This window comes from Allomuricauda sp. ARW1Y1 (genome assembly GCF_013407935.1).
Lineage (GTDB): Bacteria > Bacteroidota > Bacteroidia > Flavobacteriales > Flavobacteriaceae > Flagellimonas.
The window spans coordinates 770,626-796,215 of the sequence record NZ_JACBZU010000001.1; the positions used below are offsets into that span (position 1 = coordinate 770,626).

Sequence of the window (25,590 nt, forward strand, 5' to 3'; positions counted from 1 at the left end):
AGCAATGTCTGGCGTTAATTAGGTACATAGTTTTGGGGCAACTATATGTTTATGCTAGTATTGGATGTGGTTCAATTGAGCCAACAAATTACAATCTTAACGTTCTAAAGTCCGTGAACTACCAAATTTTTCGATGAAATGCAGTAAATTTTTAGAATTTTACCAAATCTATGGGTGATCACAACACATTTGGCAAGCTTGGAGAGCAAAAAGCAATCGACTTTTTAAAAGCTTCGGGATATCAGATAGTAAGGCAAAACTACCGTTATCTCAAGGCCGAAATCGACATTATCGCAAGGCAAGGGGATATCTTAGTGATTATAGAGGTAAAGTCGAGAACCAGTGGTTTTTTGGAAGATATTTCCAATACTATCAATCCTAAAAAGATAAAGTTGTTGACCATGGCGGCCAATCACTTTGTGGAGGAAATGGAAGATGATGTGGAGGTGAGGTTTGACATTATCACCGTAATCAAATATGCTGACCGTTTTGATATTGAGCATATTGAAAATGCCTTCTATCATTTCTAACCATTTGTTTGTTTTATAACAATATGTTATTTTTGTTGAAAACCAAGCCAATCCATGAAAACAATATCAGCGGTAGTCGAGCATTACATCAAGAAAAAGCCCTTTTTGCAAACAGCTTTGGCGCAGGGAATCATTAACCTGACCTCTTTGTCACGTCAAATAAAACCTGAAATCGCCGAAGAGCTTGGAAAGGATGTAAAGGACGGCGCCATTGTGATGGCACTCAAACGCCTTTCGGATGATTTGGAGTTTAGGGCCACCCATAAAATTGTAAAGGTCCTTAAAAATATTGGGGAGATTACGGTACGTTCCAACCTAACGGATTATACCTTTTTGGCTTCGGACACGATATTGGAACAACAGGCAAGGCTATTGGAAGAGGTAAATGCCAATCAGGATGTGTTCTATACTTCATCGCGTGGCGTGAACGAAATCAATATTGTCATCAGCAATGTAATGGACGGGGTAGTGGAGAAATACTTCAAAATGGAACGCTGTACCCAAAAGGCCGAAGGACTTTCTTCCATTACGGTAAAGTTGCCTGCTGAAAACGTCTCGGTGCCTGGAATCTATTATTTCATTTTTCAGCGATTGGCGTGGGAGGGCATTGTGCTCTATGAGGTGATTTCCACGACCAACGAGTTTACCATTCTGGTGAACGACGAACAGGTGGATGTTGCCTTCAAGACCATCAAGGATTTAAAATCACTTTAAAATTAGTTTCCAGTTCGGTGGTCTAAACTAAAAAGAGATCTTCTTCGTTCTTGAAAAAGACGCTTTTTTGAAAAATGACCAAAAAAAGGATTTTGTTCGGTTTTTTGGGTCTGATCGTACTGTACCTGTGCTATCTGGCCTATATTTTTATTCTTTCCCCAAAGACCAATCTGCAGTCCATTTACCTGATTCCCAAAGATGCGGTTTTCATTATTGAATCGGAACAGCCCGTAGAGAGTTGGGAGCAGATCAGCAAGAGCGAAGGATGGCGCCACCTCAAGAAGAACGCCTATTTTTCGGACCTCACCGAGAATATTCAACGGGTAGATACGATTTTCAATAACAACCATAAACTGTTCGAGTTTTTCGATAATCGTTCCCTGTTCATCTCCATCCATATGATTTCGCCCAAGGACTATGGAATATTCTATGTACTGGACTTAAAGCGAATAGCCAAACTGCAACTGCTCAAAACCTATCTGAACACCTTGTTGGATGATGGTTACGTGTTGAGCAAGCGTACCTATCACGAACATGAGATTTTGGAAGTCCACGACAGGGAAAGCAAAGAGACCATGTATTTGGCCTTTATCAAAAACCAGTTGGTGGCATCGTATACCCATACTTTGGTGGAGGCTTCCATTGATCAGTATTCGGAACCGGTTTTGGGACGCAATCTAAATTTTTTGGAGATCAATCAAAAAGTGGGACATGAAGATCTCTTCAGAATGTATGTGCAATACCATTATTTTGATGATTACGTTCAAATGTACTCGGACCGCCCTTCGGATTGGGTAAAGCGGGTGAGTGAAAATTTCCTGTTCTCCGGTTTCTATTTTGATCTGGATGAGAACAGTACCCTCACTGCCAATGGATATACCAACATCAGCGGCGTGAACGAATATTATTTGGAAGCGTTGCAAAAATCTGGCACGGCCAAACGGTCTGTTCCCGAAGTGGCCCCTAACAGTACGGCCCTGTACATCAGTTATGGGTTTGATAGCTTCGCTGAGTTCTATAAGAATTTCGAAATTGTCCAACAGAACGACCCCGAGCAGTTCGAGAGTTACCAAACAAGTATTGCCAAGGTGGAGAAGTTCCTTAAAATCGATGTGAAGGAACGTTTTATAAGCTGGATTGGGGACGAAATTGCCGTGCTTCAGATTCAATCCCACATAAACAAGGGCAAGAACGACATGGCTTTGGTACTCAAGGCAAACGATGCCCAAGCTGCCAAGACCCATCTGGATTTTGTGGTAGAGCAGATCCGTAAAAAAACGCCTGTCAAGTTTAAGGCGGTCAATTATAAGGATTACGAAATCAATTTTCTCTCCATCAAAGGCTTTTTTAAGATGCTACTGGGCGGTAGGTTTGATGAGTTTGACAAACCCTACTTCACCCAAATTGACGATTTTGTGATCTTTAGTGATAGTCCCAATACCCTAAAGGGTATAATTGATAAAGTATCGGAAGGGGAAATCCTGGCAACTTCAAAAGAGTTCAAAAGTTTTGATGAAAAGTTCGATTCCGAATCCACGGTTTTGGTGTACAGTAACGTGCCTTTGCTTTTTGACAATATGTATGCCTTGGCCGATGCACCGACCAAACAAAAAATGCTGAAGAACAAGGATTTTATCATTTGCTTTCCACAGGTAGGGCTGCAACTGACTCCTGAGGATGACCTATTTGAAAGTCGACTGGTACTGAAGTATCAGGATGTGGGAGAAGTCAAGAAAGCCATGAAACAGGAAGGGTCCGTGGATATAACAACGGTAAAAAAGCCAGTTTCCGACTCAATGGAAATTACCGATGCCATTTTTGACCTTAAACCTATGTATCCAACCGATTTGAATGCCAAATCGTTCCGAAAGCAATATGCCAATGGGAACACTTGGTTTGAAGTGGATTTGAAAGATGGCCTAAAACATGGTCGCTACGAAGAATTCTATCCCGACGGTACCCGAAAAATAAGGGGTCGTTTTCGGGAGGATGAGCAGGTCGGCACTTGGCGATATTATGATAAAACCGGGGATCAGGTTCACAAAAAACGGTTTTAGATTTCTCGTTGCTTCGCTCTGTCGAAATGACCATTGAAGGGTGATGTCATTTCGAACGAAGTGAGAAATCTATTTTTGTCTGAGCTACATGCTAAAGCATGCCTGGAAAAGATGACTTTTTTAGATTTCTCGTCGCTTCGCTTTGTCGAAATGACCGTTGAGGGGTAATTGTCATTCCGTGCGGGTGCTGAGCGTAGTCCAAGTATGACACGGGATCCTATCGCTGTAGATGATTGGCAAAAGCTACACTAAGTCTTTTGAAAGACGATAAATTCCCCAACAATCACTACCTTTCTTACCCAAACCAAACCTCCGAAAAATGAAAAACTGTTTAGTGACAACAGCACTTCTGTTGGCCTTTGCCACAACCTTTATGGCCCACGGGCAAGAAATCAACTTTCCTCAACGCCACGAAACTTGGCAAACGGCAGAAAACGGACAATTCAAGTTTGACCAATCTGCATTGGACAAAGCCGTAGCATTTGCCAATGCCAATGAATATTCAGGGTCTCGGGACTTGCGGATTGCCATTTTGGAAGGTTTTAAACGAGAACCCTTCCATCAAATTTTGGGTCCGACCAAAAAACGAGGTGGTCCTGCCGGTATGATTATGAAGAACGGCTATGTTTTGGCCTCTTGGGGCGATACCAAACGTGTGGATATGACCTTTAGCGTCACCAAAAGTTTTTTATCCACCGTTGCCGGATTGGCTGAAGATCATGGTTTGATAAAGGATACTAAAGATAAAGTGGGCGATTATATTTGGGATGGCACTTTTGATGGAGAACATAATTCCAAGATTACATGGGAGCATTTGTTGCAACAGAATTCCGATTGGTCGGGTGAGCTCTGGGGTGGCAAGGATTGGGCGGACCGTCCACCCAGAGAAGGTGGATTGGACGATTGGAAGTTCCGCAAACTGAACGAACCGGGAACCGTGATGGAATACAACGACGTTCGTGTTAATGTTCTTGCCTATTCGCTTACCCATGTGTGGAGAAAACCTGTTCCCGTGGTCCTCAAAGAAGAATTGATGGACAAAATTGGGGCAACAACCTCTTGGCGTTGGTTTGGCTACGAGAACGCCTGGACTGTTGTTGATGGTATTAAAATGAAATCCGTGACCGGGGGAGGACATTCGGGTGCCGGACTTTTTATTTCCACAGAGGATATGGCCCGTTTTGGAACCTTGTTCTTGAACAACGGGAAATGGGAAAATGAGCAGCTCATCAGCGAAGATTGGATCAAAAAAGCCACTACACCTTCTATACCCAATGTTAATTATGGCTATATGTGGTGGCTCAACCAAAAAGGAGACCGCCATTGGGAGGGTGTTCCGGAGCATGTGTTCTACGCTGCAGGTTTTGGAGGCAACTTTATTGTGGTGGACCAAAAAAATGGGTTGGTCATTGTGACCCGTTGGTTGGAGCCATCAAAAATAGGGGAGTTTGTAAAGCAGGTGTATGAGGCTTTTTAAGGTCATTCTGTGCGGATGTTGAGTCCCCGCCTGCGACAGGCAGGAAGTCGAAGTATGCAGGGAATCTTGACTGCTTGAGATTTCTCGTCGCTTTGCTCTGTTGAAATGACTTTGGGTCTGTAAATGTCATTTCGAACGTAGTGAGAAATCTATTTTTGTCTGAGCTGGATGCTAAAGCATGTCTGGAAAGATGACTTTTTGAGATTTCTCGTCGCTTTGCTCTGTCGAAATGACTATAGTTGTATGAATGTCATTTCGAACGGATATGAGAAATCCATTCTATGCTGAAACATTCTCTTTTTGAGGTGTAAAAGGCTCCAAGACCCTCAAAGCCTTATCCACACTCGTAATCCTATCAAAAACCAACAACAAACGTAGACCATTTCGGGTCTGTTTTTCCTTGAGTTTTACCAGTTGCGGATGTGTTTGTGCATATTGCAACACTTGTGTAAACACCGCACTTTGGTAAAAACTGGATTGCTGATCGGCGATGAAGTACCCGATAAATTTGCCTTTTTTCATAATCACCTTTTCCAGACCAATATGCGTGGCAATCCATTTAATTCGAACGGAGTTCATCAAGTCAATAGCAGGTTCCGGTAACTCTCCAAAACGATCCACCAGCTGTGCCTCAAACTTTTGAAGGCCTTCTTCATCTTCTACTTCATTCAGTTGGGTGTAGAGGTTGAGTCGCTCCGTAATATTGTTGATGTAGTCATCAGGGAAAAGCAGTTCAAAATCGGTGTCCAACTGCATTTCTTTCACATATACCTTTTCCTTGTCGCCCTCGACTTCCTCATACAATTCCTTGAACTCGTTTTCCTTGAGCTCCTCAATGGCTTCGGACAATATTTTTTGATAGGTCTCAAACCCAATTTCATTAATGAACCCACTCTGTTCACCGCCTAATAGATCTCCGGCACCGCGAATTTCCAAATCCTTCATCGCAATATTGAAACCACTGCCCAGATCGGTGAACTGCTCCAAAGCCTCGATACGTTTGCGCGCTTCGGTGGTCATCACTTCGTAAGGCGGGGTAATGAAATAGCAGAAAGCCTTTTTATTGCTTCGACCCACACGTCCGCGCATCTGGTGCAGGTCGCTCAAACCGAAGTTGTTGGCGTTGTGAATGAAAATGGTATTGGCGTTGGTCACGTCCAAACCACTTTCAATGATGGTGGTCGAAACCAACACATCAAACTCGCCGTTCATAAAGGCGAGCATAAGGTTTTCCAATTTTTTGCCTTCCATTTGTCCATGGCCGATTCCAATTTTGGCATCAGGTACCAAGCGTTGAATCATCCCTGCTACCTCTTTGATGTTTTCAATTCTATTATGGATAAAGAAGACCTGTCCGCCCCGTTGGATTTCGTAAGAAATGGCATCCCGAATAATTTCTTCGTTCAACTGAATCACCTGACTCTCGATGGGATAGCGGTTCGGCGGTGGCGTATTGATAACGGATAGGTCACGGGCAGCCATCAAACTAAATTGAAGGGTCCTTGGAATAGGTGTGGCCGTTAAGGTGAGCACATCCACGTTTTCTTTGATGGAACGCAGTTTTTCTTTGACGGACACCCCAAATTTTTGCTCCTCGTCTACTATCAACAATCCTAAATCCTTGAATTTTACATTTTTGTTGACCAGTTGGTGTGTTCCAATAATGATATCCACTTTCCCACTTTCCAAATTCTCCAGGGTCTCCCTTTTCTCTTTTGCTGTCCTAAAACGGTTGAGGTAATCCACGGTTACGGGCATTTCTTTCAATCGTTCGGAAAATGTTCTATGGTGCTGAAAAGCCAAAATGGTGGTAGGAACCAAAACGGCCACCTGTTTGCCATTGTCCACGGCCTTGAATGCGGCACGGATGGCAACCTCTGTTTTTCCAAAGCCTACATCCCCACAGATGAGGCGGTCCATCGGACGTTCGCTCTCCATGTCCTTCTTGACGTCTTGGGTGCTTTTTTCTTGGTCCGGGGTGTCTTCGTAGAGGAAGGAAGCCTCCAATTCGTGCTGGAGATAGCTATCGGGCGCATACTGAAAACCCTTCTCAAGTCTTCGTTTGGCATATACCTTAATAAGGTCGAAGGCAATTTTTTTGACCCTTGCCTTGGTTTTTTGCTTCAGTTTTTTCCAAGCAGCGGAACCTAGCTTAAAGATTTTTGGAGGGGCACCGTCCTTGCCGTTGTATTTGGAAATTTTGTGCAGCGAGTGGATGCTCACGTATAGGATGTCCCGGTCACCATAAATTAGTTTGATGGCTTCCTGCTTTTTGCCCTCCACATCGATTTTTTGCAGTCCACCAAATTTCCCAATGCCATGATCGATATGGGTAACGTAATCACCAATCTCCAGTTTGTTGAGTTCCTTAAGGGTGATGGCCTGCTTTTTGGCGTAGCCATTCTTCAAATGGAACTTATGGTAGCGCTCAAAGATTTGATGGTCGGTATAGCAGGCTATTTTTAGATCTTGGTCCACAAAACCCTGGAACAGCGGAAAAATGATGGTTTGGTAGTGCACCGTTTCGTCCACTTCATCAAAAATGTCGTGAAAACGTTTCGCCTGTTGCTCCGTGGAACAGAAAATATAGTTACTGTAACCTGCATCCCGGTTGTCATTGAGATTTTCAATGAGCAAATCGAACTTTTTGTTGAACGAGGGCTGGGGTTTGGTATTAAATTGGATAATGGAAGCTGTCATCCCGAGCGCAGTTGAGGGAGATGCTTCTGTCTGCTTCTCGACGGAGCTTGTGCTGAGCGGAGTCGAAGCCCCAATTTCAACGAACAAGTAATCCTTCAACTGCTCTTTCAACAAAGCTGAATCCACAAAAAGTTCTTTGGGAGCCGCATGTTTGATCTCTTGGCTCAGTTTGGCAAAGCTTTCCTCAGCTTTTTCAAAAAAGGAATCGATACGGTCATAGATCAAGGCCGGGTTCTTGGCAAAGACCACCGTGTTGGCCGAAATATATTTGAGGAAGCTTTCCCGTGTTTCCTCGGTAAACTTGTTTTCCACATTGGGTATGATGGTAATTTTCTTCACCTTGTCCGTGGAAAGCTGGGTTTCCACATCAAAAGTTCGAATGCTGTCCACTTCATCCCCGAAGAACTCGATACGATAAGGTTCATCGTGAGAGAAGGAAAAGACATCCACAATACCCCCACGAACAGAGAATTCGCCCGGCTCGGTCACAAAATCCACCCGTTTAAACTGGTATTCGAACAGCACTTCGTTTAAAAAATCCAACGAGATTTCATCGCCCAATTTTATTTTCTGGGTGTTTTTGTCCAGTTCCTTTCTGGTCACCACTTTCTCAAAAAGGGCATCGGGATACGTAACGATTATTGCCGGTTTCTTTCTGGAATTGATACGGTTCAACACCTCTGCACGTAGGAGTACATTGGCATTGTCCGTTTCTTCAATTTGATACGGTCTTCGGTAGCTTCCCGGATAAAAAAGCACATCTTTTTCTCCGATCAACTGTTCCAAATCATTCAAAAGATAAGCAGCCTCTTCCTTGTCGTTCAAAATGAGCAAGAATGGCGATTCGGCAGACTTGAAAGCTTCAGCGATTACAAAGGAAAGGGAAGAACCGACTAGTCCTTTAATATTGATTTTTCGTGAAGCCGATGACTTCTCGACTGCCCCTTCGACAAGCTCAGGGTGACAGCTCGAAGTGACAGGTTGGGCAATAATCTCCCTCAGTTTCCCTAGTTGGGGAGACTGTTCAAAAAGTTGTGAAATCGGGGTTTTGGTCAATCCAAAAAACTTTGCGGCAAAGATAAACCGCGAAAAGGTTTACTGAAAATGTTTTTTTGGGTTTGTTTTGATGAGGTTGAACTTGTGTGAGCTTGGTGAGATTAGGATGTTACATCGAGTTTATGGAGCGAAGGTGGGGAGTTCGAAGTCAGAAGTCGGAAGTCAGGATTCAGTTGGCAGTATGCAGTTGACACTCATTTCACGAATTAGCACAAATAGTGTTCTTTGTCATTTCGAACGAATGTGAGAAATCTACGTTTAAAGATTTGGCACTGAATGAGATTTCTCCATCGTCACTTCGTTCCTCATGTCGAAATGACCAATTATCGTCATACTGTACCTGTCATTCCTGCGAACGCAGGAATCCACACATATTATCTGGATTCCGTGTCAAGCACGGAATGACGGCTCAGCAACCGCACGGAATGACATCTCGCCCGAAAGGATGAGATTCCGCAACAGGTGCGGAATGCAAAAACCACCGGAAACCCGAAGGCCGCCGGTGGCTCTGTTTACCCTGTATGGGACGAGGGCAAGATGGTATTTAGGTGGTTGTTATGGACAGTTTACAGCCCCAGCATGGTTGATGGTCCAACCATTGCCTCCATTTGCGACGGGGTTGGTTAAATTCGATATCGCGAATGACACAGCTACTCCACTACAGTATTCAAGGCCATGAGGACCTAGGCTGATGTAGTCTGGAATCTGGTCATCTGCTTTATTGCCCCAGCCAATTAAAGTGGCACTGTAGTTTTCCGGGCTCATTCCACTATTACTTAGCATATAACTCATATCCGTTACACTACCAATATCCCAAGCGGCCAAACTTTGGTCAAAAGCATGGGATCCTCCCTCATTGTAGAACATATAGATCATATCCGTAACATTACTAGTATCCCATGAACTTAAATCTTGGTTAAAAGCATGGGATCCACCAAAACTACTGAACATATAGGACATATCTGTCACATTGCTGGTATCCCATGAACTTAGGTCTTGGTTAAAAGTATGGGTTCCTCCCTCATTGTAGAACATAAAGGACATATTCGTTACCTTGCTGGTATTCCATCCTCCCTCAGTTTGGACCAAAGGTTGATTAAAGGCATGGGCATTTGCAAATATTCCATACATGTTTGTTACATTACCTGTGTCCCAATCACCAATATTTCCATTGAACAGAGTGGCTTCTGAAAACATACTGTTCATATCGACGACTTCCGATAAATCAGGCACATCTGTAGCACTGAAATCTATTAAGTTTGTACAAGATGCAAAGGCATTTGCCATACTCTGCCATACATTGGTGCCCCATTGGGCCACATCTACCAGAGCGCTTCTACTATCAATATCTGCAAATCCCATACGTAGTGCGGGAAAAACACCCTTTATAGCTATGGTGTAGGTGTCAGCATTATCATAGGTGTGGGTTGGGTTTTCATTGGTGGTATAATTTTCCTCCGTGCCATCGCCCCAGTTAATACTGTAGTTATACTCATATTGGTTGTTTAACCCAATCTTCAATTCCTGTCCAGCCGCTACATCAAACTCCATAATAAAGGATGCTGGGTCCTCAAACAGGGTGTCGATCACGTTGACCACTTTTACGGTCACGGTAAACTCCACGGGCTCGTTGGTGCCGTCGCTTACGCTAAGGGTCAGCGTATGCTCGGTGGCGGTCTCAAAGTCAAGGTTCTTGCCCTCGGCCAAGCTGATCTCGCCGTTCTCGGCCACTTGGAAGAGCTCGCTCTCGTCGGTCACCAGGGCAAAGGTCAGTTCGTCCCCTTCGGGGTCGCTGCCTTCCACAGAGCCAATCAAGCTCTCATCCTCCGCTACCTCAAAGCTTTGGTCTTCGGCTGTGGGAGCTTCGTTGGTGGGGTCGTCACCATTGGGGTCGTCGCCATTTGGATCATCACCATTTGGGTCATCTTCGTTAGGAACGGTCACGGTAAAGTCCTTGGTGCTTGTGGCGGTCTTTCCGCCCACGGTTACGGTCACCTTGGCCGTGGTTGCGCCTGTGGGCACTGTGGCCTTGAGCTGGGTGGCCGTAGCAGCGGTTACCGTTGCCGTAGCGGTACCGATTTTTACGGTGTTGCTCGCCACCGTGGTGCTAAAGTTGGTACCGTTAATGGTAATTTCAGTGCCCACTGGCCCGGATTCGGGGGTGAAGTTGGCAATGGTCGGCGCGGCTGCCGGAGGTTCTGGGTCGTCGTCCTTTCCACAGGACCACATTACGATGATGGCCAAAAGCGACCATAACAGATGTTTTACTTTCATAATAATTGTTTTAAAAATAAGGAGCAAGATGCGGTATTTTAAGTTCACAAATGGGCACGATCTGACGGATGCCCCTTTTGATCTGACGGATGGTGCTTCTGATCTGACGGATTTTTTTTGGGAGGGTAGATTTTAGATGGGAGATTTGAGATTTTAGAAGTTGGAAGTCGGGAGTTTAGAGTTACGTGTTTCGTGTTGCGAGTTACGGGTAAAGAGTCGGGAATCAGTGTGCAGTTTGCAGGAGGCAGTTGAACTTGACGGTTTTGTAAGATGGAGTGTCAGTTCGAGTGTTTTTTGGCGGTTTTTGTAAAAAAAGAGACAAAAAATGTATCGAGAACCTTGTTCAGTGGAGAGCCGAGAAATAGGAACCAAGAATCTAGAACCAAGACCCAAGAAGACAGTTTTTTGAACTTGGTGCTTGAATTTGAGTTTTTCCGTCAGATTTCTCAATCGTCACTTCGTGCCTCATGTCGAAATGACGTGAGACATTCAGGATGGTTAGCTGGCATCGGTTTGGTGAGAATTTCCCAAAAACTATTTTTTTACTTAAACCTTAAACCTTAAACCTTAAACCTTAAACCTTAAACCTTAAACCTTAAACTTTGAACTTGATACTTGAATTTGAACTTGAGTTTTTCAAACAGATTTCTCCATCGTCACTTCGTGCCTCATTTCGAAATGACGAAGCAAAGCTAAACCTTAATAATACTATCCTCAACAATGACAAAAACTTCATCCGAATCTTTGGGGTCAAGGGAATGGGTGCCCGTAAATTGACCGAAAGCAGGGAGAATCATTTGATTGTTGGACTTAAAAAAGCAGGGCAATTTGATGCGTTCCCTTCCAAAACCTTTGAGTTTAATGGAGGGATGAATATGACCGCAAAAGGTAAAATGGCCCTCACGTTCTTCGGGATGGTGGGTCAATAAAAAAGAGTCAATAACCAACTCCGGAAATATGGAAATTTTTAGTTTTTCGAACTTTTCGGGGGCAATAATGTCGTGGTTGCCTGCCACCAAAAGTATTTCGGCAGGTGTTTTGCCTACCCAATTCTCGAACAATTCCCATTCTTTGTTGAGCGATGAATGGAACAGATCGCCCAAAAAACAGATTTGAAAAGGCTGAAAATCCGAAACGATTTTATCCAAAAGCAGGAAGTTTTTGTGAATGGCCTTTCGGGGTACGGCGGCACCAAATTTTCTAAAATGGGATACCTTGCCCAGATGCACATCGCTGATCAACAATAACGACTTCTCTTCCCAGAATAGGCCACCCAAGGGGTGGAGGTGAAACTTCTTGCCTTGTATATGGATGTCCAAGATCATCTACAAATTTAGTTTAGAGGGGTCTTGCCTCGAATCCCAAACTAGATGAATCACAATTTCAGCCAAACGAATTTCATAAAAAATCTTGAAGTCACCCTTGATGAGGACCCGAATGTTTTCCATATCCGTCTTTAAACCAATAAAGGGGTATTTTGCCAATAGTTTAACAGTCTCATTTATTTCCTTGTTAAGTTTTCTGCTATACGTTTTGGAATGATTTCTTTGGCAGTAGAATTCAAGAATTTTGGTGAAGAGGTTGGTTGCTTTTGGAGTCCAAACTATTCCTTTAGCCATTCTTCATTTTTTTTAAAAACGGCATCATTGGAAATAGTATGAATCGATTTATACCCTGCAATGCTCTCGGATATAAAGTTCTTTTCAAATTTTGAAAGCTTGTACTCTTTTTTTAGGTCTTGGGAAGATAGTATCTCCTTAAAAAGCAAAAGCGTTTCTTTGTCTTTTATTGACAACACATTTTTGATAATGTCCGTCTGAAGATCAGCAATGCCCATAAACTCTTTTTATGTAAAGATAGTCATTTCATGGATCCTTCACTTCATCAGAAGTTTTGTCATCCGTTTGATACGGTCAGCCAATTTTTCGTTGGATAATTTTTCCCGCAACCTGTCCGTGATAATGGGAAATGAGAGGGGTGTAGGTTGTGAGCATTTTCGCCAAACGATTTCTTGTTCACCGATACGTTCCAAAGCCAATCGCAGTCGACCTTCTTCCAGCTGGTGTTCAAAGGTTTCGGTATAGGCTTGTTGGTAGAGCAGGTTGTCATCCTCAAAATCACGGAACACATCGAACAACAATTCCGAACTGCTTTGCAGATGCTTCATTTTGACACCTTTTTCCGGATAGCCCGTAAACACCATCCCGCTGATAACGGCAATATCACGGAACTTTCTACGTGCCATTTCGTTGGAATTCAAACTTTTTTGTAGGTCGGACAACATATACTCCGGCGTAAAAAGGTTGTTGTCCAAAATCTCCTGAATGTTGATTTCCCTGTCCGATAGCAACTCAAAACCATAATCGTTAAATGCGAGTGAGCAGGTTATCGGCGTCAATAAACTGATGCGATAGGCCAAGAGACTGCTCATCCCTTCGTGAATGGCTCTGCCCTCAAACGGATAGAACATATGATGGTAGCCATCACGGGTCTTGAAGGTTTCGATCAAAAACTGATGGGGCTGGGGTACAATGCTTTCCTCCCGTTGTTTGTTGAACATGGGCTGCAAAGCCTGTATCTCTTCCGATTGCTCGACAAATTCCAGTTCGGCGGTGTACAATTCTTGACGCAATAACTCGGACATCTTTGCAGAAAAGCTCAAACGTCCGCCCATCCAGCTAGGAACCTTGTTTGTCCGTTTGGAGGAATTTCGAACATGTGCGGCCATTCCCTTGATCCTTATGAATTCCAGATTTCGCCCTGCAAAGGTGAAAACATCGCCGGGGCTCAATTTGGAGATAAAATATTCCTCGATACTGCCAATATACCCTCCTTTTTGATAGCGAACCGAAATGGTGGCATCCCCAACAATGGTTCCTATTTGAAAACGGTGACGCATTGCTACCGCCCTGCTGTTTACTTTAAATTTGCCGTCTTCTTCTACCTCTACTTTTTTGTATTCATCATAGCTCTTGAGACTTTGGCTTCCCATTACCAAAAAATTGAGCAGCCATTGCCATTGCTCATCTGAAATACCCTGATAACAGAAGGTTTGTTTGATTTCTGGATAGATTTCATCAGGATAAAATCCATCCGAAACTGCCAGGGTTGTTAAATATTGAATAAGAACATCGAAACTGTTCAGATAGGGGATGCGGTCTTCGACTGCACTGTTCAGTACAGCTTTTTGCATGGCCGAAGCTTCGACCAGCTCTATGGCATGAGTGGGTAGAAAATGAATGACGCTTTCTTTACCAGGTCGGTGACCGCTACGTCCCGCGCGCTGCAAGAATCGGGCAACGCCTTTGGGCCCACCAATTTGGATAACGGTTTCCACAGGGGCAAAATCCACACCAAGGTCCAAACTGGATGTGCATACCACAGCCTTTAGGCTTTCGTTGCGAATGGCCTGCTCTACCCATAATCGGGTTTCTTTGTTGATGCTGCCGTGATGCATCGCCATTTCCCCAGCGAACTCAGGATATTTTTCCAATATTTTCTGAAACCATATTTCGCATTGGCTACGGGTATTGGTAAAAAGCAAGGTGGTTTTGCTATTGTTGATGATGGGCACCACCTGGTCCAAAAGATGCAGCCCCAAATGTCCGCGCCAAGGAAAGGTTTCCATTTGCTTCGGAATAATACTTTTGACGGTGATTTTCTTGTTGAGGTTGGCCTTGACCAAAACCGAATTTTCCAGTTCTGGGGAGGTGGGCCCCAACAGTACTTCCCGTGCTTGTTCCAAATTCCCAATGGTGGCCGATATGCCCCAAATACGTAAATCTTTGCAAATTGTTTTTAGGCGGGATAGCCCGAGTTCCATTTGAACGCCCCGTTTGGTGCCCAACAATTCGTGCCATTCGTCCACCACAATTGCCGAGCAATCCTTAAACGTTTTAGCATAATTTTTGGAGGATAGCAACAATTGTAAACTTTCGGGGGTAGTAATCAAAAGGTCGGGCATGTTGGTACGCATTTTGGCCCTTTCCTTAGTGGAGGTATCGCCTGTACGGATGCCCACTGTCATTTGCGTTTCCAAATCTTGGGTGATGCGTTCAGCGGATTGTTTGATTTCCTGTGAAAGTGCTCGCAATGGCGTGATCCAGATGGCTTTTAGTCCTTTTTTGTGCTTGGTCTTGTAATCAGGATTGTTTTTAATGTAGTTGAGCACGATGGGAAACCAAAGTGCATAGGTTTTTCCGCTACCCGTGGGAGCATTTAATAGGCCGTGTTTTCCATCCAAAAAAGCTTTCCAGCTCTCTTTTTGAAAAGGGAATGGCTTCCAATCTTGTTCTTGGAACCAATTTTCGGCGATATGGAAGAGGTCCTTTTGACTCATTTCTTATTGGATTCCTTCACTTTGCTCGGGATTAGTGCTTTTAACTCGTCCAATGTGTTGGCTTCTTCGATTTTCTTGTCCTTTCGCCATCTCAAAATTCTTGGAAAACGGGTAGCGACACCGCTTTTGTGGCGTTTGGAAGGAGCGATACCTTCAAAAGCGATTTCAAATACGTGCTGTGGGGTGACGCTTCGGACAGGGCCGAAACGGTCCAAGGTATTTTTCTTGATCCAGGCATCCACCTGTCTAAACTCTTTGTCGGTCAACCCGGAATATGCCTTGGCAAAGGTAACCAGTTCTTTTGCCCCTTGTTCGTTCGTGTCCCAAAGGGCAAAGGTATAGTCGGTAAAAAGATTGCTTCGACGACCATGTCCACGCATGGCATAAGTGAGCACGGCATCAATGGTGAGCGGGTCAACTTTCCATTTCCACCAATCCCCTTTTTTGCGCCCAACTTGATAGGTGGATTCGTTTCGTTTGAGCATAAGGCCCTCGCTGCGTTTTTCCCTTGACTTTTCCCTTTCTTTGGCCACCTCTTCCCAAGAATCGAATTGCATTCGTTCGGATAGGAGCAACGGTAATTGGTTACCAGATGAGTTGCTTCGACTCATTTCGACTTCCTGCCCGTCCGGCAGGCGGGCGCTCAATGACCAGCGCTCGGCGTCCTGATGATTGAGCGTAGTAGAAATCACAGACTCTAAAATTTTTCTTCGCTCCAGATAAGTTTTATTCCTGATGTCCTTCCCCTTCCATTCCAAAATATCATATACTTTCAATTTGACGGGAATCTTTTCTAAAAGTGATCTTGAAATATTTTTACGGCCGATGCGTGTCTGCAAATCTTTAAAAGTTCCGATTTCGCCCTTGGGATAGGGGAGCAGTTCACCATCCAATACTGTTCCGTTAGGGATAACGCCTACGAAGGCCTCAAATTCAGGGTATTTGTCTGTAACCAGTTCTTCCCCACGGCTCCAAACAAAGAGTTCATCATTTCGAAGAATCACTTGGCAGCGAATACCATCCCATTTGTGTTCTAGGGACCATTGGTTTACATCCCCCAAGTCGGAAACATCTTCTTCCACAGCATACGCCAAGTAAAAAGGATAGGGTTTGGATAGGTAATCGCTCTCCTTTTCTTCCAAAACAAGATCGTGAAATGAAATGTGGTTGGGGTCCCAATTGCCCATTAGTTTGTAGGCGAGAATGTCCTCCTCGATACCCGTAGCTTTGGAAAGTGCCCGGGTCATTAATTTTTGGCTTACCCCAATCCGGAAACCACCTGTAATCAATTTGGTGAAGACAAACCTTTCGTAGTAATCCAGCACGGACCAATTTTGAAATAGGTATTCTTTTTTTTCTGCTTCGGACTTTGGTTTTAGGGCAATCATCTCCTGTAAAAATGTGGTCAATGATTTTTTGGAGCCTTTTTCTGATGATGGTACTACCAAGGCAATGGTCTCTGCCAAATCTCCCACAATATGGTAACTTTCTTCGAACAGCCAAGCAGGGATGTTGGAGAGCTCCGCGGCCCATGTGCGCAGCAAAGTTGTGTTTACTGGTCGTGGAGGTCTTCGGTGGGAGAGAATCGCAATGGTCCAAACCTTATCCTTATCGGTCGCCTCTAAAAAATAGTTGGAAAGTGCCTGCACCTTTACATTGGTTTTGTTGGTGCCATCCAAGGTTTTTATGAGTTGGGCAAACTGTTTCATTCCACCTCCGATTTTTCCTGTTCAGTGGTATTATCTTCGGATAGCTCGCCTTCGTATTGCGTAGCCTCGGTTCGGGCGTCGTAGCCCAGTTCCTGTAAATATTTGGAGAAAATATCGGTGTAGCCATGGGTACAGATGATTTTTTCAGCACCGGTGGCCTCAACAGTTTTCAAAAGTCCGCTCCAATCGCAATGGTCGCTCAACACAAAGCCTTTATCAATGGCCCTGCGTCTTCGGGCACCCCGAAACGCCATCCATCCGCTTGCCGTAGCCGTTACATAGGGCACCATTTTGCGGATCCAAGTGCTACCGTGGGCACTAGGAGGTGCCACCACGATGTTGCCCAAAAGCTCGTCTTTTTTGGTGTCCTTGGTAATCAAATGGGTCGGGGGTAAATCGACCAAGGGCCGTAATACCTCTGTCATGTTCTCCACGGCTCCGTGTGTGTAAATTTTTCCGATGGAGGTGTCCAAATGTTTGAGCAAACGCTGTGCCTTGCCCAAGGAATAACCGAACAATACGGAGGTTTTTCCTTCCGATTTGTTCTGGGCCCACCACTGGTTGATGTCGTTGAAGACCTCTTGTTGCGGTCTCCATTGAAAGGCAGGCAACCCAAAGGTACATTCGGTGATGAAGGTGTGGCACTTTACCAATTCGAAGGGCGTGGTGAGACCGTCGTCCTCGATTTTGTAATCCCCCGTAAAGACCCAAACCTCCCCTTTGTGCTCTACCCGTATTTGGGAAGAACCCACAATATGTCCGGCTGGGTGCAAACTGAACTTTACATTGTTCAAGCTGAAGGTCTCGCCCCAATCCTTACCGTAAATGTTCACATCGCCTAGACGATGTTGTACAATGGGAACATTCTTGTGGTGGGTAATGTATTTTTGATGCCCCCATCTGCTGTGGTCGGCATGTCCGTGGGAAATGATGGCTTTATCCACAGGTCTCCATGGGTCCAAATACACATCCGCTTGTTCACAGTAGATTCCTTTGGGGGTAAATTGCAGCAAAGGTGTTTTCATAGCAGTCGTAAATTACAAATTTCTTTTGGTGCCCATTTTATATATTTTAATCTCTTTTAAAGATTTATATTTGTCCCACAAAATTTGAGATATGCCCATTTTAGATCTTTACGAGCACGGGGACCACAAGAAAAACTTGGCTCATTTTGCCACTTTGGCAAGTTTGGCAGCTGTTGATGGAGAAATCAACCCCAAGGAGATGGCCGTTTTGGAAAAGTTTGCCTTTAAATTGAACATCAGCGAGGAGGAATTTAAGGAGGTGATGAAAAAGGAGAACAAATATCCAATCGAGACTCCTCACAGTGGCGAGCAACGATATAAGAGGCTATTCGAATTTTTTCAGATTATTTTCTCAGACCATGATATTGACGAACAAGAGAGGCGCATAGTGGAGAAATATGCTATTGGCCTTGGCTTCTCACCGAAATCGGCAGCAGAACTCGTCGATAAATCCATCAAAATTTTTACAGGAAGAATTCCATTCGAGGATTATCACGAATTGGTAAGGCGCGAAAGCTAGTATTTCGCCATAAATTCCTCCGCTTTCTCTACCATTTTTTTGCTTCCGCAGAAAAAAGGAACCCTTTGGTGCAATTCGGTGGGCTGGATTTCCATGATTCGCTGAAAGCCATCGCTCGCCTTACCATTGGCCTGCTCGGCCAAAAACGCCATGGGGTTGCATTCGTACAGCAAACGAAGTTTTCCATTTTGCGCCTTGCTGGTTTTGGGATAGATGTAAATCCCCCCCTTGATCATGTTCCGATGAAAATCCGAGACCAGCGAACCGATATACCGTGAAGTATAGGGCCTATCTCCTTCCTCCATTTGACAGTATTTGATATAATCCTTTACCCCTTGGGGAAAATGCACATAGTTACCTTCATTTATGCTGTAGATATTCCCTGTTTCCGAAAATTCCATATTTGGATGGGATAGGTAAAAGGTGCCCAAGGCTGGATTAAGCGTGAAACCGTTTACCCCGTCCCCAGTGGTGTAGACCAGCATGGTCGATGTGCCGTAAATAATGTAACCCGCCGCAATCTGATTCTTTCCGGGCTGTAAAAAGTCTTCTAAGGTCACTGGCGTTCCTACCGGAGTGACCCTTCTGTAAATGGAAAAAATGGTCCCCACCGAAACGTTTACATCAATGTTGGATGAGCCGTCCAAAGGGTCTATCAAAACCACATATTTGTTTTGGTGCTGTTTGTCAAAACTGTTGATGCTGATAAAGTCATCTTCCTCTTCCGAAGCAATGCCACAAACAATTTCACGATTTTTAAGGGTCTGGATGAATTTTTCATTGGCCAGAACATCCAATTTTTGTTGGTTTTCCCCTTGAATGTTGGTATCTCCCGCAGCGCCGATAATGTCTACCAATCCCGCTTTGTTCACTTCGTGATTCACTACTTTTGCGGCCAAGCGAATCCCGTTGAGCAGTCGTGAAAGTTCCCCAGAAGTATATTGAAATGAATTTTGATTGGCGATGATGAATTCACCGAGCGTGCGATGTTGTTTTTCAAACATGGAAAGGCTGTTTTATTTGAGGACAAATATCGGGCATTTTGTTAAACTACAACGTTTTCGAAAGACTTTAATTATGTAATTTTATAACTTTGAGTTTTATTTGTAACAATTATGGAATATACGATCAGGGCGGCCCAACCCGAAGACATGGGGCAAGTTTTTCAACTGATTCAGGAATTGGCGCATTATGAAAAGGAGCCGGATGCTGTTGAGATTACCGAAGAGGATTTGGTTCAGCACGGTTTTGGCGACCAAAAGATGTTCCATTGCTTTGTTGCCGATACCACCGATGGAATCGCGGGCATTGCCTTGGTGTACCCAAGGTACTCCACATGGAAAGGACCTGCCGTCCATTTGGAGGATTTAATTGTTTCCGAGAAGATGCGGGGAAGTGGTTTGGGAACCGCTTTGCTGGATGAGGTCGTAAAATATGGACACAGTCTTGGGGTAAAACGGATATGTTGGGAAGTGCTCGATTGGAACGAGCCTGCTATCGAATTTTATGAAAAGAAAGGGGCCCATGTGCTAAGGGATTGGGACGTGGTGCAACTGGATGAAGAAGGAATAAAAAATTACATGGAGAGCCTTAATTAGGCCAACAATTTATAGAAGATAAGATACATGAGGGTATTTAAGTTTGGTGGAGCATCGGTGAAGGATGCCGACGCAGTGAGAAATGTGGTGAATGTGCTAAAGGAGGTGGGTTACCAAGACACTTTGGTCGTCATTTCGGCGATGGGGAAGATGACCAACGCCATGGAAAAGGTGGTGGAGTCCTATTTTAATGACAAGGCCAATTTACAGTCATCGCTACAAGAGGTGGTAGAGTATCATGATAACATTATTACCGACCTTTTTCAAAACCAAAACCACCCGGTTTATAACCGAGTAAAGATGCTCTTTGATGAAGTAAGAGGCTTTTTGGCGTGGAATAAGTCGCCCAAATATGGCTTTGTGTACGATCAGGTGGTCTGTTATGGCGAACTGTTGTCCAGTACCATCGTCAGTGCCTATTTGAACGAGGTTGGGATTTCCAATCAATGGTTGGATGTCCGAACCCTTATCAAGACCGATACGACAAACAGGGATGCGCAAGTACTTTGGGACCGTACCCAAGCAGAAGTACTTTCCCGTGTCGACGTTTCCAAATTGAACATTACCCAAGGCTTTTTGGGAAGTGACGACAACAACTTTACGACCACCTTGGGAAGGGAGGGTTCCGATTATTCTGCAGCAATTTTGGCCTATTGCCTCAATGCGGAATCCGTCACCATTTGGAAGGATGTTCCCGGAGTGTTGAACGCCGACCCCAGAAATTTTGAGAACGCCCAATTGTTGGACAAGATTTCATATCGCGAAGCAATCGAACTAGCATTTTATGGAGCTTCGGTAATCCATCCCAAAACCTTACAGCCGCTTCAGCGTAAGGAGATACCCCTTCATGTAAAATCCTTTGTGAATCCAAAGGATAAGGGTACTACTGTGGGCAAGGGCAACGGTATTGAGCCCAAGGTACCCTGCTTTATCGTAAAGAAGAACCAAGTGTTGCTCAAACTATCTTCACTGGATTTTTCATTTATCGTGGAGGATAACATCAGCGAAATCTTCAAGTTGTTCCATGACCACCGCTTAAAAGTGGATTTGATCCAAAATTCCGCCATCAGCTTTTCGGTCTGTTTGGACAATAAGTTTAGGGGTCTTCCGCCATTGCTGGAAGAGCTTAAACGCAAATTTAAGGTGGTTTGTCACGAAGATGTGTCGCTATACACCATTCGCCATTTTAACGACGATTCGGTCAAATCCCTTCAAAATGGAAAGTCGGTACTGGTGGAGCAGCGAGGCAAGGAAACGGTTCAATTGGTTGTGAAGTAATGATTTAGCCTTAATATTTGGGTAAAAAACCCTATAGGGTTTATTTTCTATCTTTACGCGTACCTAAATACGTTTTCTATGGGCTTGGTTTCTGCTAAAGAGGTGGCGAAGGTCATCCATCTGGACAAATATGGCTTTTTGGGCACGTTTGTAGGATGGCTTTTAATGGTGGCTACCCGAATTAGCACTATCAACAGGTTTTACGATAAGAACAAAGACCTTTCGGGTCCTGAGTTTCTGGATGCTATTCTAGAACATTATGAAATAGATTTTGAAATTCCCGAAGAAGATTTAAAACGACTCCCGAAATCGGGCCCCTATATTACTATTAGCAATCATCCCTTGGGCGGTATTGATGGCGTGCTGTTGCTTAAGTTATTATTGAACGAGCGGCCGGATTATAAAATCATTGCCAACTTTTTGTTGCACCGGATAGAGCCTTTGAAGCCCTACATTATGCCGGTGAACCCTTTTGAGAACCATAAGGATGCCAAGAGCAGCATCGTAGGGTTTAAAAATGCACTACAACATTTACGCGATGGGCATCCGCTCGGGATTTTCCCTGCGGGCGAGGTGTCTACCTATCGCGACGGAAAGTTGGTGGTGGACCGACCTTGGGAAGAGGCCGCCATAAAACTGATTCGAAAGGCCGAAGTGCCCGTAGTGCCCATTTATTTTCATGCCCGAAATAGTAGGTTGTTCTATCGCCTCTCTAAAATTGACGATGTATTCCGAACGGCCAAATTACCTTCGGAATTGACATCCCAAAGCCGTCGTCCCATCAAAGTGCGGATTGGTCAACCCATTTCCGTCCAAACCCAAAATGAGGAGGATACTTTAGAAGGATTTGCGGAACTGCTCCGAAAGAAAACCTATTTGTTGGCCAATGTTTTTGAAAAGGAACGCTTCTTGGACAAGGTGCCGACCTCCCTCAAAATCCCCAAGCCGCCCAAAAAAATTGCCTCCGCGATCAGTGCAAAGGTTTTGGAGGGCGAAATCGAAAAATTGCGCGAGAATGATTGCCGTATGCTCCAGAGCAAGAACTACGAAGTGTTCTTGGCCCAGGCCAAGGATATGCCCTTTTGTTTGAACGAAATCGGTCGCCAGCGTGAGGTCACGTTCAGGGAAGTGGGAGAAGGTACCAACAATGCCATCGATCTGGACAAGTTTGATTCCTATTACCACCATTTGTTCCTTTGGGATGACGACAGCAAGGCCATTGTTGGGGCTTACCGTATGGGATTGGGTTCCGAAATTTTTAGCAAGTACGGTATCGACGGTTTTTATTTGCAGGACTTGTTTCGATTTGAACCGGAGTTGTACGGAATGATGGAGAAATCCATTGAGATGGGGCGAGCCTATATTGTAAAGGAATACCAACAAAAACCGATGCCCTTGTTCCTGCTTTGGAAAGGAATCGTACATACGACCCTGAGACATCCAGAGCATAAATATTTAATCGGTGGGGTGAGTATCAGCAACCAATTCTCCAATTTCTCCAAATCCTTGATGATCGAATTCATGAAATCCAATTATTGGGATCCTTATGTGGCGCAATACATTCGTCCCAAAAAGGAATTCAAGGTGAAGTTGAAGGATGCCGATAAGGAGTTTGTTTTTGATGAGACCCAAGCTGACCTGAATAAATTTGATAAACTCATCAGCGAGGTGGAGCCGGGAAGTTTGCGTTTACCGGTATTGATCAAAAAGTACATCAAGCAAAATGCGAAGGTGGTGGCCTTTAATGTGGACCCGCTTTTTAATAATTCGGTGGACGGATTAATGTACATCCGGATAGCGGATTTACCGGAGAGTACCGTAAAACCCGTAATGGAAGAGTTTCAGGCGGAATTGGAGCGCAAAGTAGCGGAAGGGAACGGCCATTCTGAAGAGGATTAATCCACGCCAACAGTCGAGCTTCGTCTTTCGAACAGCAAATTATCTTTCCAGACCCCGTGGATCTTGCCCACGCGTTCCCGTTTTCCGATGTAGCGAAAACCCACCCTTTCATGTAATTTGATACTGGCCGTGTTCTCTGGAAAAATACCTGACTGAATAGTCCAAAATCCAGCTTTTTCACTTTCTCCGATCAAATGCTGCATCAATGCTTTCCCGACACCTTGGCCACGGCTCTGGGCCGAAATGTAAACACTGACCTCGGCTACACCGCCGTACACACATCGACTGGATACGGGAGAGAGCGCTGCCCAACCCATGATGATGCCATCTATCTCGGCGACCAAGCGGCACTCGCTCGTATGGGCTTTGTCCCAATCATTATAGGAGGGTGCTTGTGTCTCAAATGTGGCAAAACCGGTTGCGATGCCTTCCAAATAAATCTTCGCGACTGCTTCCCAATCTGAAGCTTGCATGGTTCTAATGACCATATGCTGTCTATTTATTGTAATATTACGATGAATAAGTTCTCAAAAAAAGCCAGATTTTATCTGGCTTTTAAATACTTTTTATAGGCTCTTGAACCAATTTTGGAAATACTCGCCCACCAAAAATACAGGTTTCTGATTTCCATTAATGGAACCTATTAAGCTAACAATCCAAAGAACTACGCCCAATAGCCACCCTACAAGATTTATCAACGGAATAAAGGAGGTGACAATCAAAAGAAGGAAAATCCCCAAGGTCTGCCTTATGTAAAAGGAACCTATTTCCGTTTTGTTGCTACTGTTCATAATAATAGCGATAATCCATCCAATGAAGGTCAAGTGAGCAATAATGGCTACGGTTTTTCCACTTTCCGGATTTGCTGGATCGAATGCCTTGTTTACATCCTCCTTAAAGTCTTTGGCTGCTTCTTCGGCTTTATCACCGAAGTCTTTTTTTTCTTCTGACATGTTTTTTATGTGTTGGTTAATGAGTTTTAAATGTAGCAAATAAATCCATATCTACAGAAAGGCTTTATCAACAGGCTCCCAAAGTTCCAATTTATTGCCCTCGGGATCCAAAATCCAGCCAAACTTACCGTATTCGTATTCTTCCATTTCACCCACCACCGTTACGCCTTCTTCCTTAAGGGCTTCGAGCAGCGCAACCAGGTTTTCCACCCGGAAGTTCATCATAAACTGCTTTTCACTAGGTTTAAAGTACTCCGTTTTTTCATCCATAGGGCTCCATTGTGTAGAACAGTCGTTTCCATCTTTGTCCTTCCACCAAAAGGTACATCCATACCGGTCTGTATTGAGGCCCAAATGATTTTTGTACCATTCTTTCATATGATCCGGATCCTTGCTTTTGAAGAAAAAGCCGCCCAATCCCGTTACTCTGTTTTTCATGATTTCTTAATGTTTTGTTCGTACAAACCGATCCATTGTTGTGGGGTCATTTTTTGGCACAATTCCGCAATCAGATTATACGGTATGTGTTTCACGTTTTTGAATCGGATACAGCTTTTGCCCATATCCAATTTGGTTTTTACATGCTTTGGATATTCGCCCACAAACCAGTCGTGGAGTTCTTGGTCTGCGTAGATGCCCGAATGGTAGAGTGCCACAAAGTTTTTCTGTGAGGCGATATTGATAAAGGGCAATGGCAATTTAGGATCACAGTGGTAACCCTCCGGGTAAATGGCATGCGGCACCACATAGCCAATCATTTTATAGTTGATGCATTCCTCAAAACCCTTGGGTAAATTGGATTTTACGGTTTCCCGTAATTTGGAGACCGCCTCTTTGCGGTCATCAGGAAGTTTTTCAATGTACTCGTCCGGTGTTAGGGCATCTATGGTCATAATGGGCTTATTTTCGTTGAAGAATAAGGGAGGACAGCAAGGAAATAATGAATCCAATAAGAAAAACAGTCATGCCCATAAAAATAAACGACAGTAAAGGATTGGAAAATTGTTCCCGTTGCGATTCCAATTCTGCCAGTTTGACTTGAAACTCCTCGGATGGGAGGTTAGTCCTCATTTCTTGAATCACTTCTTCATATTACGTATCCATAAATTCAGGGTTTAGCACTTCAGTGTACAAAACATCCAAAAGACCAAATGCCAAGGCGGTGATGATACTGATCAAAATACCGATGATAAGTGCTTTTTTAAAGCTTACCTTTCCTTCATTTTCCCTATCCCGAAAATGTTTGATGCCAAAAAATACAAAACTTAGGGAGACAATTATCGAGACATATCCCAATAGTTCCTGTACGGACATGGATAGATTGCCCAACGCATACCAACTGATTATAAATAGTACGCAGATGGTAAGTGCTCCGTACGCTCCATATCTTAAAACTGTTTGTTTCATCATTTCTAGTTTTATGGTTGGTTCAAAAGTAGGGTTGAGCTTGGTTTTTGGACT

23 protein-coding genes are annotated in these 25,590 nt (G+C 44.1%); 8 read left to right on the plus strand and 15 right to left on the minus strand.

From position 1 onward, the window contains the following. Positions 1-170: 170 nt before the first annotated feature. The 4 genes from GGE08_RS03535 (at position 171) to GGE08_RS03550 (ending at position 4,778) form a co-directional block, all read left to right on the plus strand. Positions 171-530, plus strand: a complete 360-nt coding sequence (locus GGE08_RS03535) for a YraN family protein (RefSeq protein WP_179383508.1) — start codon at positions 171-173, stop codon at positions 528-530. Positions 531-584: 54 nt separating this feature from the next. Next, on the plus strand, positions 585-1,244 hold the full coding sequence (locus tag GGE08_RS03540; RefSeq protein WP_179383509.1) for an aspartate kinase: 660 nt from the start codon (positions 585-587) through the stop codon (positions 1,242-1,244). A gap of 74 nt (positions 1,245-1,318) precedes the next feature. Further along, positions 1,319-3,301, plus strand: a complete 1,983-nt coding sequence (locus GGE08_RS03545) for a DUF3352 domain-containing protein (protein ID WP_179383510.1) — start codon at positions 1,319-1,321, stop codon at positions 3,299-3,301. A gap of 319 nt (positions 3,302-3,620) precedes the next feature. After that, a complete protein-coding gene (locus tag GGE08_RS03550; protein WP_179383511.1) occupies positions 3,621-4,778 on the plus strand; it encodes a serine hydrolase domain-containing protein in 1,158 nt (385 codons plus the stop codon). 279 nt (positions 4,779-5,057) lie between these two features. Here the strand turns inward: GGE08_RS03550 and mfd are convergent, their stop codons facing one another. The 8 genes from mfd to GGE08_RS03590 form a co-directional block, all read right to left on the minus strand. Then, positions 5,058-8,534, minus strand: coding sequence for a transcription-repair coupling factor (gene mfd, locus GGE08_RS03555; protein ID WP_179383512.1), 3,477 nt, complete (start codon positions 8,532-8,534; stop codon positions 5,058-5,060). Between the two features lie 555 nt (positions 8,535-9,089). Then, on the minus strand, positions 9,090-10,808 hold the full coding sequence (locus GGE08_RS03560) for a BspA family leucine-rich repeat surface protein (protein WP_179383513.1): 1,719 nt from the start codon (positions 10,806-10,808) through the stop codon (positions 9,090-9,092). A 692-nt stretch (positions 10,809-11,500) separates the two neighbouring features. Then, the gene (gene pdeM, locus GGE08_RS03565; RefSeq protein WP_179383514.1) at positions 11,501-12,133 is read right to left on the minus strand and encodes a ligase-associated DNA damage response endonuclease PdeM; all 633 of its coding nucleotides are present in this window, start codon (positions 12,131-12,133) and stop codon (positions 11,501-11,503) included. Further along, a complete protein-coding gene (locus GGE08_RS16245; RefSeq protein ID WP_179383515.1) occupies positions 12,134-12,427 on the minus strand; it encodes a type II toxin-antitoxin system RelE/ParE family toxin in 294 nt (97 codons plus the stop codon). Next, positions 12,412-12,645 carry a hypothetical protein gene (locus GGE08_RS03575; protein ID WP_179383516.1) on the minus strand — a complete coding sequence of 78 codons (234 nt, stop codon included), beginning with the start codon at positions 12,643-12,645 and terminating at the stop codon, positions 12,412-12,414. The genes GGE08_RS16245 and GGE08_RS03575 overlap by 16 nt, the downstream gene beginning before the upstream one ends. Before the next feature lie 39 nt (positions 12,646-12,684). Next, positions 12,685-15,147 (minus strand): ligase-associated DNA damage response DEXH box helicase, encoded by a 2,463-nt coding sequence (locus tag GGE08_RS03580; RefSeq protein ID WP_179383517.1) that lies wholly within the window; start codon positions 15,145-15,147, stop codon positions 12,685-12,687. Beyond that, positions 15,144-16,856 (minus strand): ATP-dependent DNA ligase, encoded by a 1,713-nt coding sequence (locus GGE08_RS03585; RefSeq protein ID WP_179383518.1) that lies wholly within the window; start codon positions 16,854-16,856, stop codon positions 15,144-15,146. Before GGE08_RS03585 ends, GGE08_RS03580 begins: the two co-directional genes overlap by 4 nt. Continuing rightward, complete coding sequence (locus GGE08_RS03590; RefSeq protein ID WP_179383519.1) at positions 16,853-17,881, minus strand: ligase-associated DNA damage response exonuclease; 1,029 nt, start codon at positions 17,879-17,881, stop codon at positions 16,853-16,855. The genes GGE08_RS03585 and GGE08_RS03590 overlap by 4 nt, the downstream gene beginning before the upstream one ends. A gap of 91 nt (positions 17,882-17,972) precedes the next feature. Here GGE08_RS03590 and GGE08_RS03595 point away from each other — a divergent pair, with 91 nt between their 5' ends. Continuing rightward, entirely contained in the window at positions 17,973-18,401 is a 429-nt protein-coding gene (locus GGE08_RS03595; RefSeq protein ID WP_179383520.1) for a TerB family tellurite resistance protein, read from the plus strand. On the opposite strand, the gene fbp is transcribed toward GGE08_RS03595, so the two are convergent. Further along, a complete protein-coding gene (gene fbp / locus GGE08_RS03600; protein ID WP_179383521.1) occupies positions 18,398-19,405 on the minus strand; it encodes a class 1 fructose-bisphosphatase in 1,008 nt (335 codons plus the stop codon). The genes GGE08_RS03595 and fbp overlap by 4 nt on opposite strands. A gap of 111 nt (positions 19,406-19,516) precedes the next feature. Here fbp and GGE08_RS03605 point away from each other — a divergent pair, with 111 nt between their 5' ends. The 3 genes from GGE08_RS03605 (at position 19,517) to GGE08_RS03615 (ending at position 23,176) form a co-directional block, all read left to right on the plus strand. Beyond that, complete coding sequence (locus GGE08_RS03605) at positions 19,517-19,999, plus strand: GNAT family N-acetyltransferase (RefSeq protein WP_179383522.1); 483 nt, start codon at positions 19,517-19,519, stop codon at positions 19,997-19,999. Between the two features lie 27 nt (positions 20,000-20,026). Next, entirely contained in the window at positions 20,027-21,277 is a 1,251-nt protein-coding gene (locus GGE08_RS03610; protein WP_179383523.1) for an aspartate kinase, read from the plus strand. Positions 21,278-21,355: 78 nt separating this feature from the next. Further along, entirely contained in the window at positions 21,356-23,176 is a 1,821-nt protein-coding gene (locus GGE08_RS03615) for a GNAT family N-acyltransferase (protein WP_179383524.1), read from the plus strand. On the opposite strand, the gene GGE08_RS03620 is transcribed toward GGE08_RS03615, so the two are convergent. From GGE08_RS03620 to GGE08_RS03645, 6 genes are all read right to left on the minus strand, one after another. After that, positions 23,173-23,664 carry a GNAT family N-acetyltransferase gene (locus GGE08_RS03620; protein WP_179383525.1) on the minus strand — a complete coding sequence of 164 codons (492 nt, stop codon included), beginning with the start codon at positions 23,662-23,664 and terminating at the stop codon, positions 23,173-23,175. The genes GGE08_RS03615 and GGE08_RS03620 overlap by 4 nt on opposite strands. A 78-nt stretch (positions 23,665-23,742) precedes the next feature. Further along, positions 23,743-24,129 (minus strand): YtxH domain-containing protein, encoded by a 387-nt coding sequence (locus GGE08_RS03625; RefSeq protein ID WP_164732892.1) that lies wholly within the window; start codon positions 24,127-24,129, stop codon positions 23,743-23,745. Positions 24,130-24,180: 51 nt separating this feature from the next. Then, on the minus strand, positions 24,181-24,567 hold the full coding sequence (locus GGE08_RS03630; protein WP_179383526.1) for a VOC family protein: 387 nt from the start codon (positions 24,565-24,567) through the stop codon (positions 24,181-24,183). Next, a complete protein-coding gene (locus GGE08_RS03635) occupies positions 24,564-25,022 on the minus strand; it encodes a DUF1801 domain-containing protein (protein ID WP_179383527.1) in 459 nt (152 codons plus the stop codon). The genes GGE08_RS03630 and GGE08_RS03635 overlap by 4 nt, the downstream gene beginning before the upstream one ends. Positions 25,023-25,029: 7 nt before the next feature. Then, the gene (locus GGE08_RS03640) at positions 25,030-25,200 is read right to left on the minus strand and encodes a hypothetical protein (protein ID WP_179383528.1); all 171 of its coding nucleotides are present in this window, start codon (positions 25,198-25,200) and stop codon (positions 25,030-25,032) included. 21 nt (positions 25,201-25,221) lie between these two features. Next, complete coding sequence (locus GGE08_RS03645) at positions 25,222-25,536, minus strand: DUF4199 domain-containing protein (protein WP_179383529.1); 315 nt, start codon at positions 25,534-25,536, stop codon at positions 25,222-25,224. Positions 25,537-25,590 lie beyond the last annotated feature (54 nt).

Excerpts from the sequence above, each read along its gene's own strand:
- GGE08_RS03535 (WP_179383508.1), top strand. The coding sequence starts at position 171 with ATGGGTGATCACAACACATTTGGCAAGCTTGGAGAGCAAAAAGCAATC.
- GGE08_RS03540 (WP_179383509.1), top strand. The coding sequence starts at position 585 with ATGAAAACAATATCAGCGGTAGTCGAGCATTACATCAAGAAAAAGCCC.
- GGE08_RS03545 (WP_179383510.1), top strand. The coding sequence starts at position 1,319 with ATGACCAAAAAAAGGATTTTGTTCGGTTTTTTGGGTCTGATCGTACTG.
- GGE08_RS03550 (WP_179383511.1), top strand. The coding sequence starts at position 3,621 with ATGAAAAACTGTTTAGTGACAACAGCACTTCTGTTGGCCTTTGCCACA.
- GGE08_RS03560 (WP_179383513.1), bottom strand. The coding sequence starts at position 10,808 with ATGAAAGTAAAACATCTGTTATGGTCGCTTTTGGCCATCATCGTAATG.
- pdeM (WP_179383514.1), bottom strand. The coding sequence starts at position 12,133 with ATGATCTTGGACATCCATATACAAGGCAAGAAGTTTCACCTCCACCCC.
- GGE08_RS16245 (WP_179383515.1), bottom strand. The coding sequence starts at position 12,427 with ATGGCTAAAGGAATAGTTTGGACTCCAAAAGCAACCAACCTCTTCACC.
- GGE08_RS03575 (WP_179383516.1), bottom strand. The coding sequence starts at position 12,645 with ATGGGCATTGCTGATCTTCAGACGGACATTATCAAAAATGTGTTGTCA.
- GGE08_RS03580 (WP_179383517.1), bottom strand. The coding sequence starts at position 15,147 with ATGAGTCAAAAGGACCTCTTCCATATCGCCGAAAATTGGTTCCAAGAA.
- GGE08_RS03585 (WP_179383518.1), bottom strand. The coding sequence starts at position 16,856 with ATGAAACAGTTTGCCCAACTCATAAAAACCTTGGATGGCACCAACAAA.
- GGE08_RS03590 (WP_179383519.1), bottom strand. The coding sequence starts at position 17,881 with ATGAAAACACCTTTGCTGCAATTTACCCCCAAAGGAATCTACTGTGAA.
- GGE08_RS03595 (WP_179383520.1), top strand. The coding sequence starts at position 17,973 with ATGCCCATTTTAGATCTTTACGAGCACGGGGACCACAAGAAAAACTTG.
- fbp (WP_179383521.1), bottom strand. The coding sequence starts at position 19,405 with ATGTTTGAAAAACAACATCGCACGCTCGGTGAATTCATCATCGCCAAT.
- GGE08_RS03605 (WP_179383522.1), top strand. The coding sequence starts at position 19,517 with ATGGAATATACGATCAGGGCGGCCCAACCCGAAGACATGGGGCAAGTT.
- GGE08_RS03610 (WP_179383523.1), top strand. The coding sequence starts at position 20,027 with ATGAGGGTATTTAAGTTTGGTGGAGCATCGGTGAAGGATGCCGACGCA.
- GGE08_RS03615 (WP_179383524.1), top strand. The coding sequence starts at position 21,356 with ATGGGCTTGGTTTCTGCTAAAGAGGTGGCGAAGGTCATCCATCTGGAC.
- GGE08_RS03620 (WP_179383525.1), bottom strand. The coding sequence starts at position 23,664 with ATGGTCATTAGAACCATGCAAGCTTCAGATTGGGAAGCAGTCGCGAAG.
- GGE08_RS03625 (WP_164732892.1), bottom strand. The coding sequence starts at position 24,129 with ATGTCAGAAGAAAAAAAAGACTTCGGTGATAAAGCCGAAGAAGCAGCC.
- GGE08_RS03630 (WP_179383526.1), bottom strand. The coding sequence starts at position 24,567 with ATGAAAAACAGAGTAACGGGATTGGGCGGCTTTTTCTTCAAAAGCAAG.
- GGE08_RS03635 (WP_179383527.1), bottom strand. The coding sequence starts at position 25,022 with ATGACCATAGATGCCCTAACACCGGACGAGTACATTGAAAAACTTCCT.
- GGE08_RS03640 (WP_179383528.1), bottom strand. The coding sequence starts at position 25,200 with ATGAGGACTAACCTCCCATCCGAGGAGTTTCAAGTCAAACTGGCAGAA.
- GGE08_RS03645 (WP_179383529.1), bottom strand. The coding sequence starts at position 25,536 with ATGAAACAAACAGTTTTAAGATATGGAGCGTACGGAGCACTTACCATC.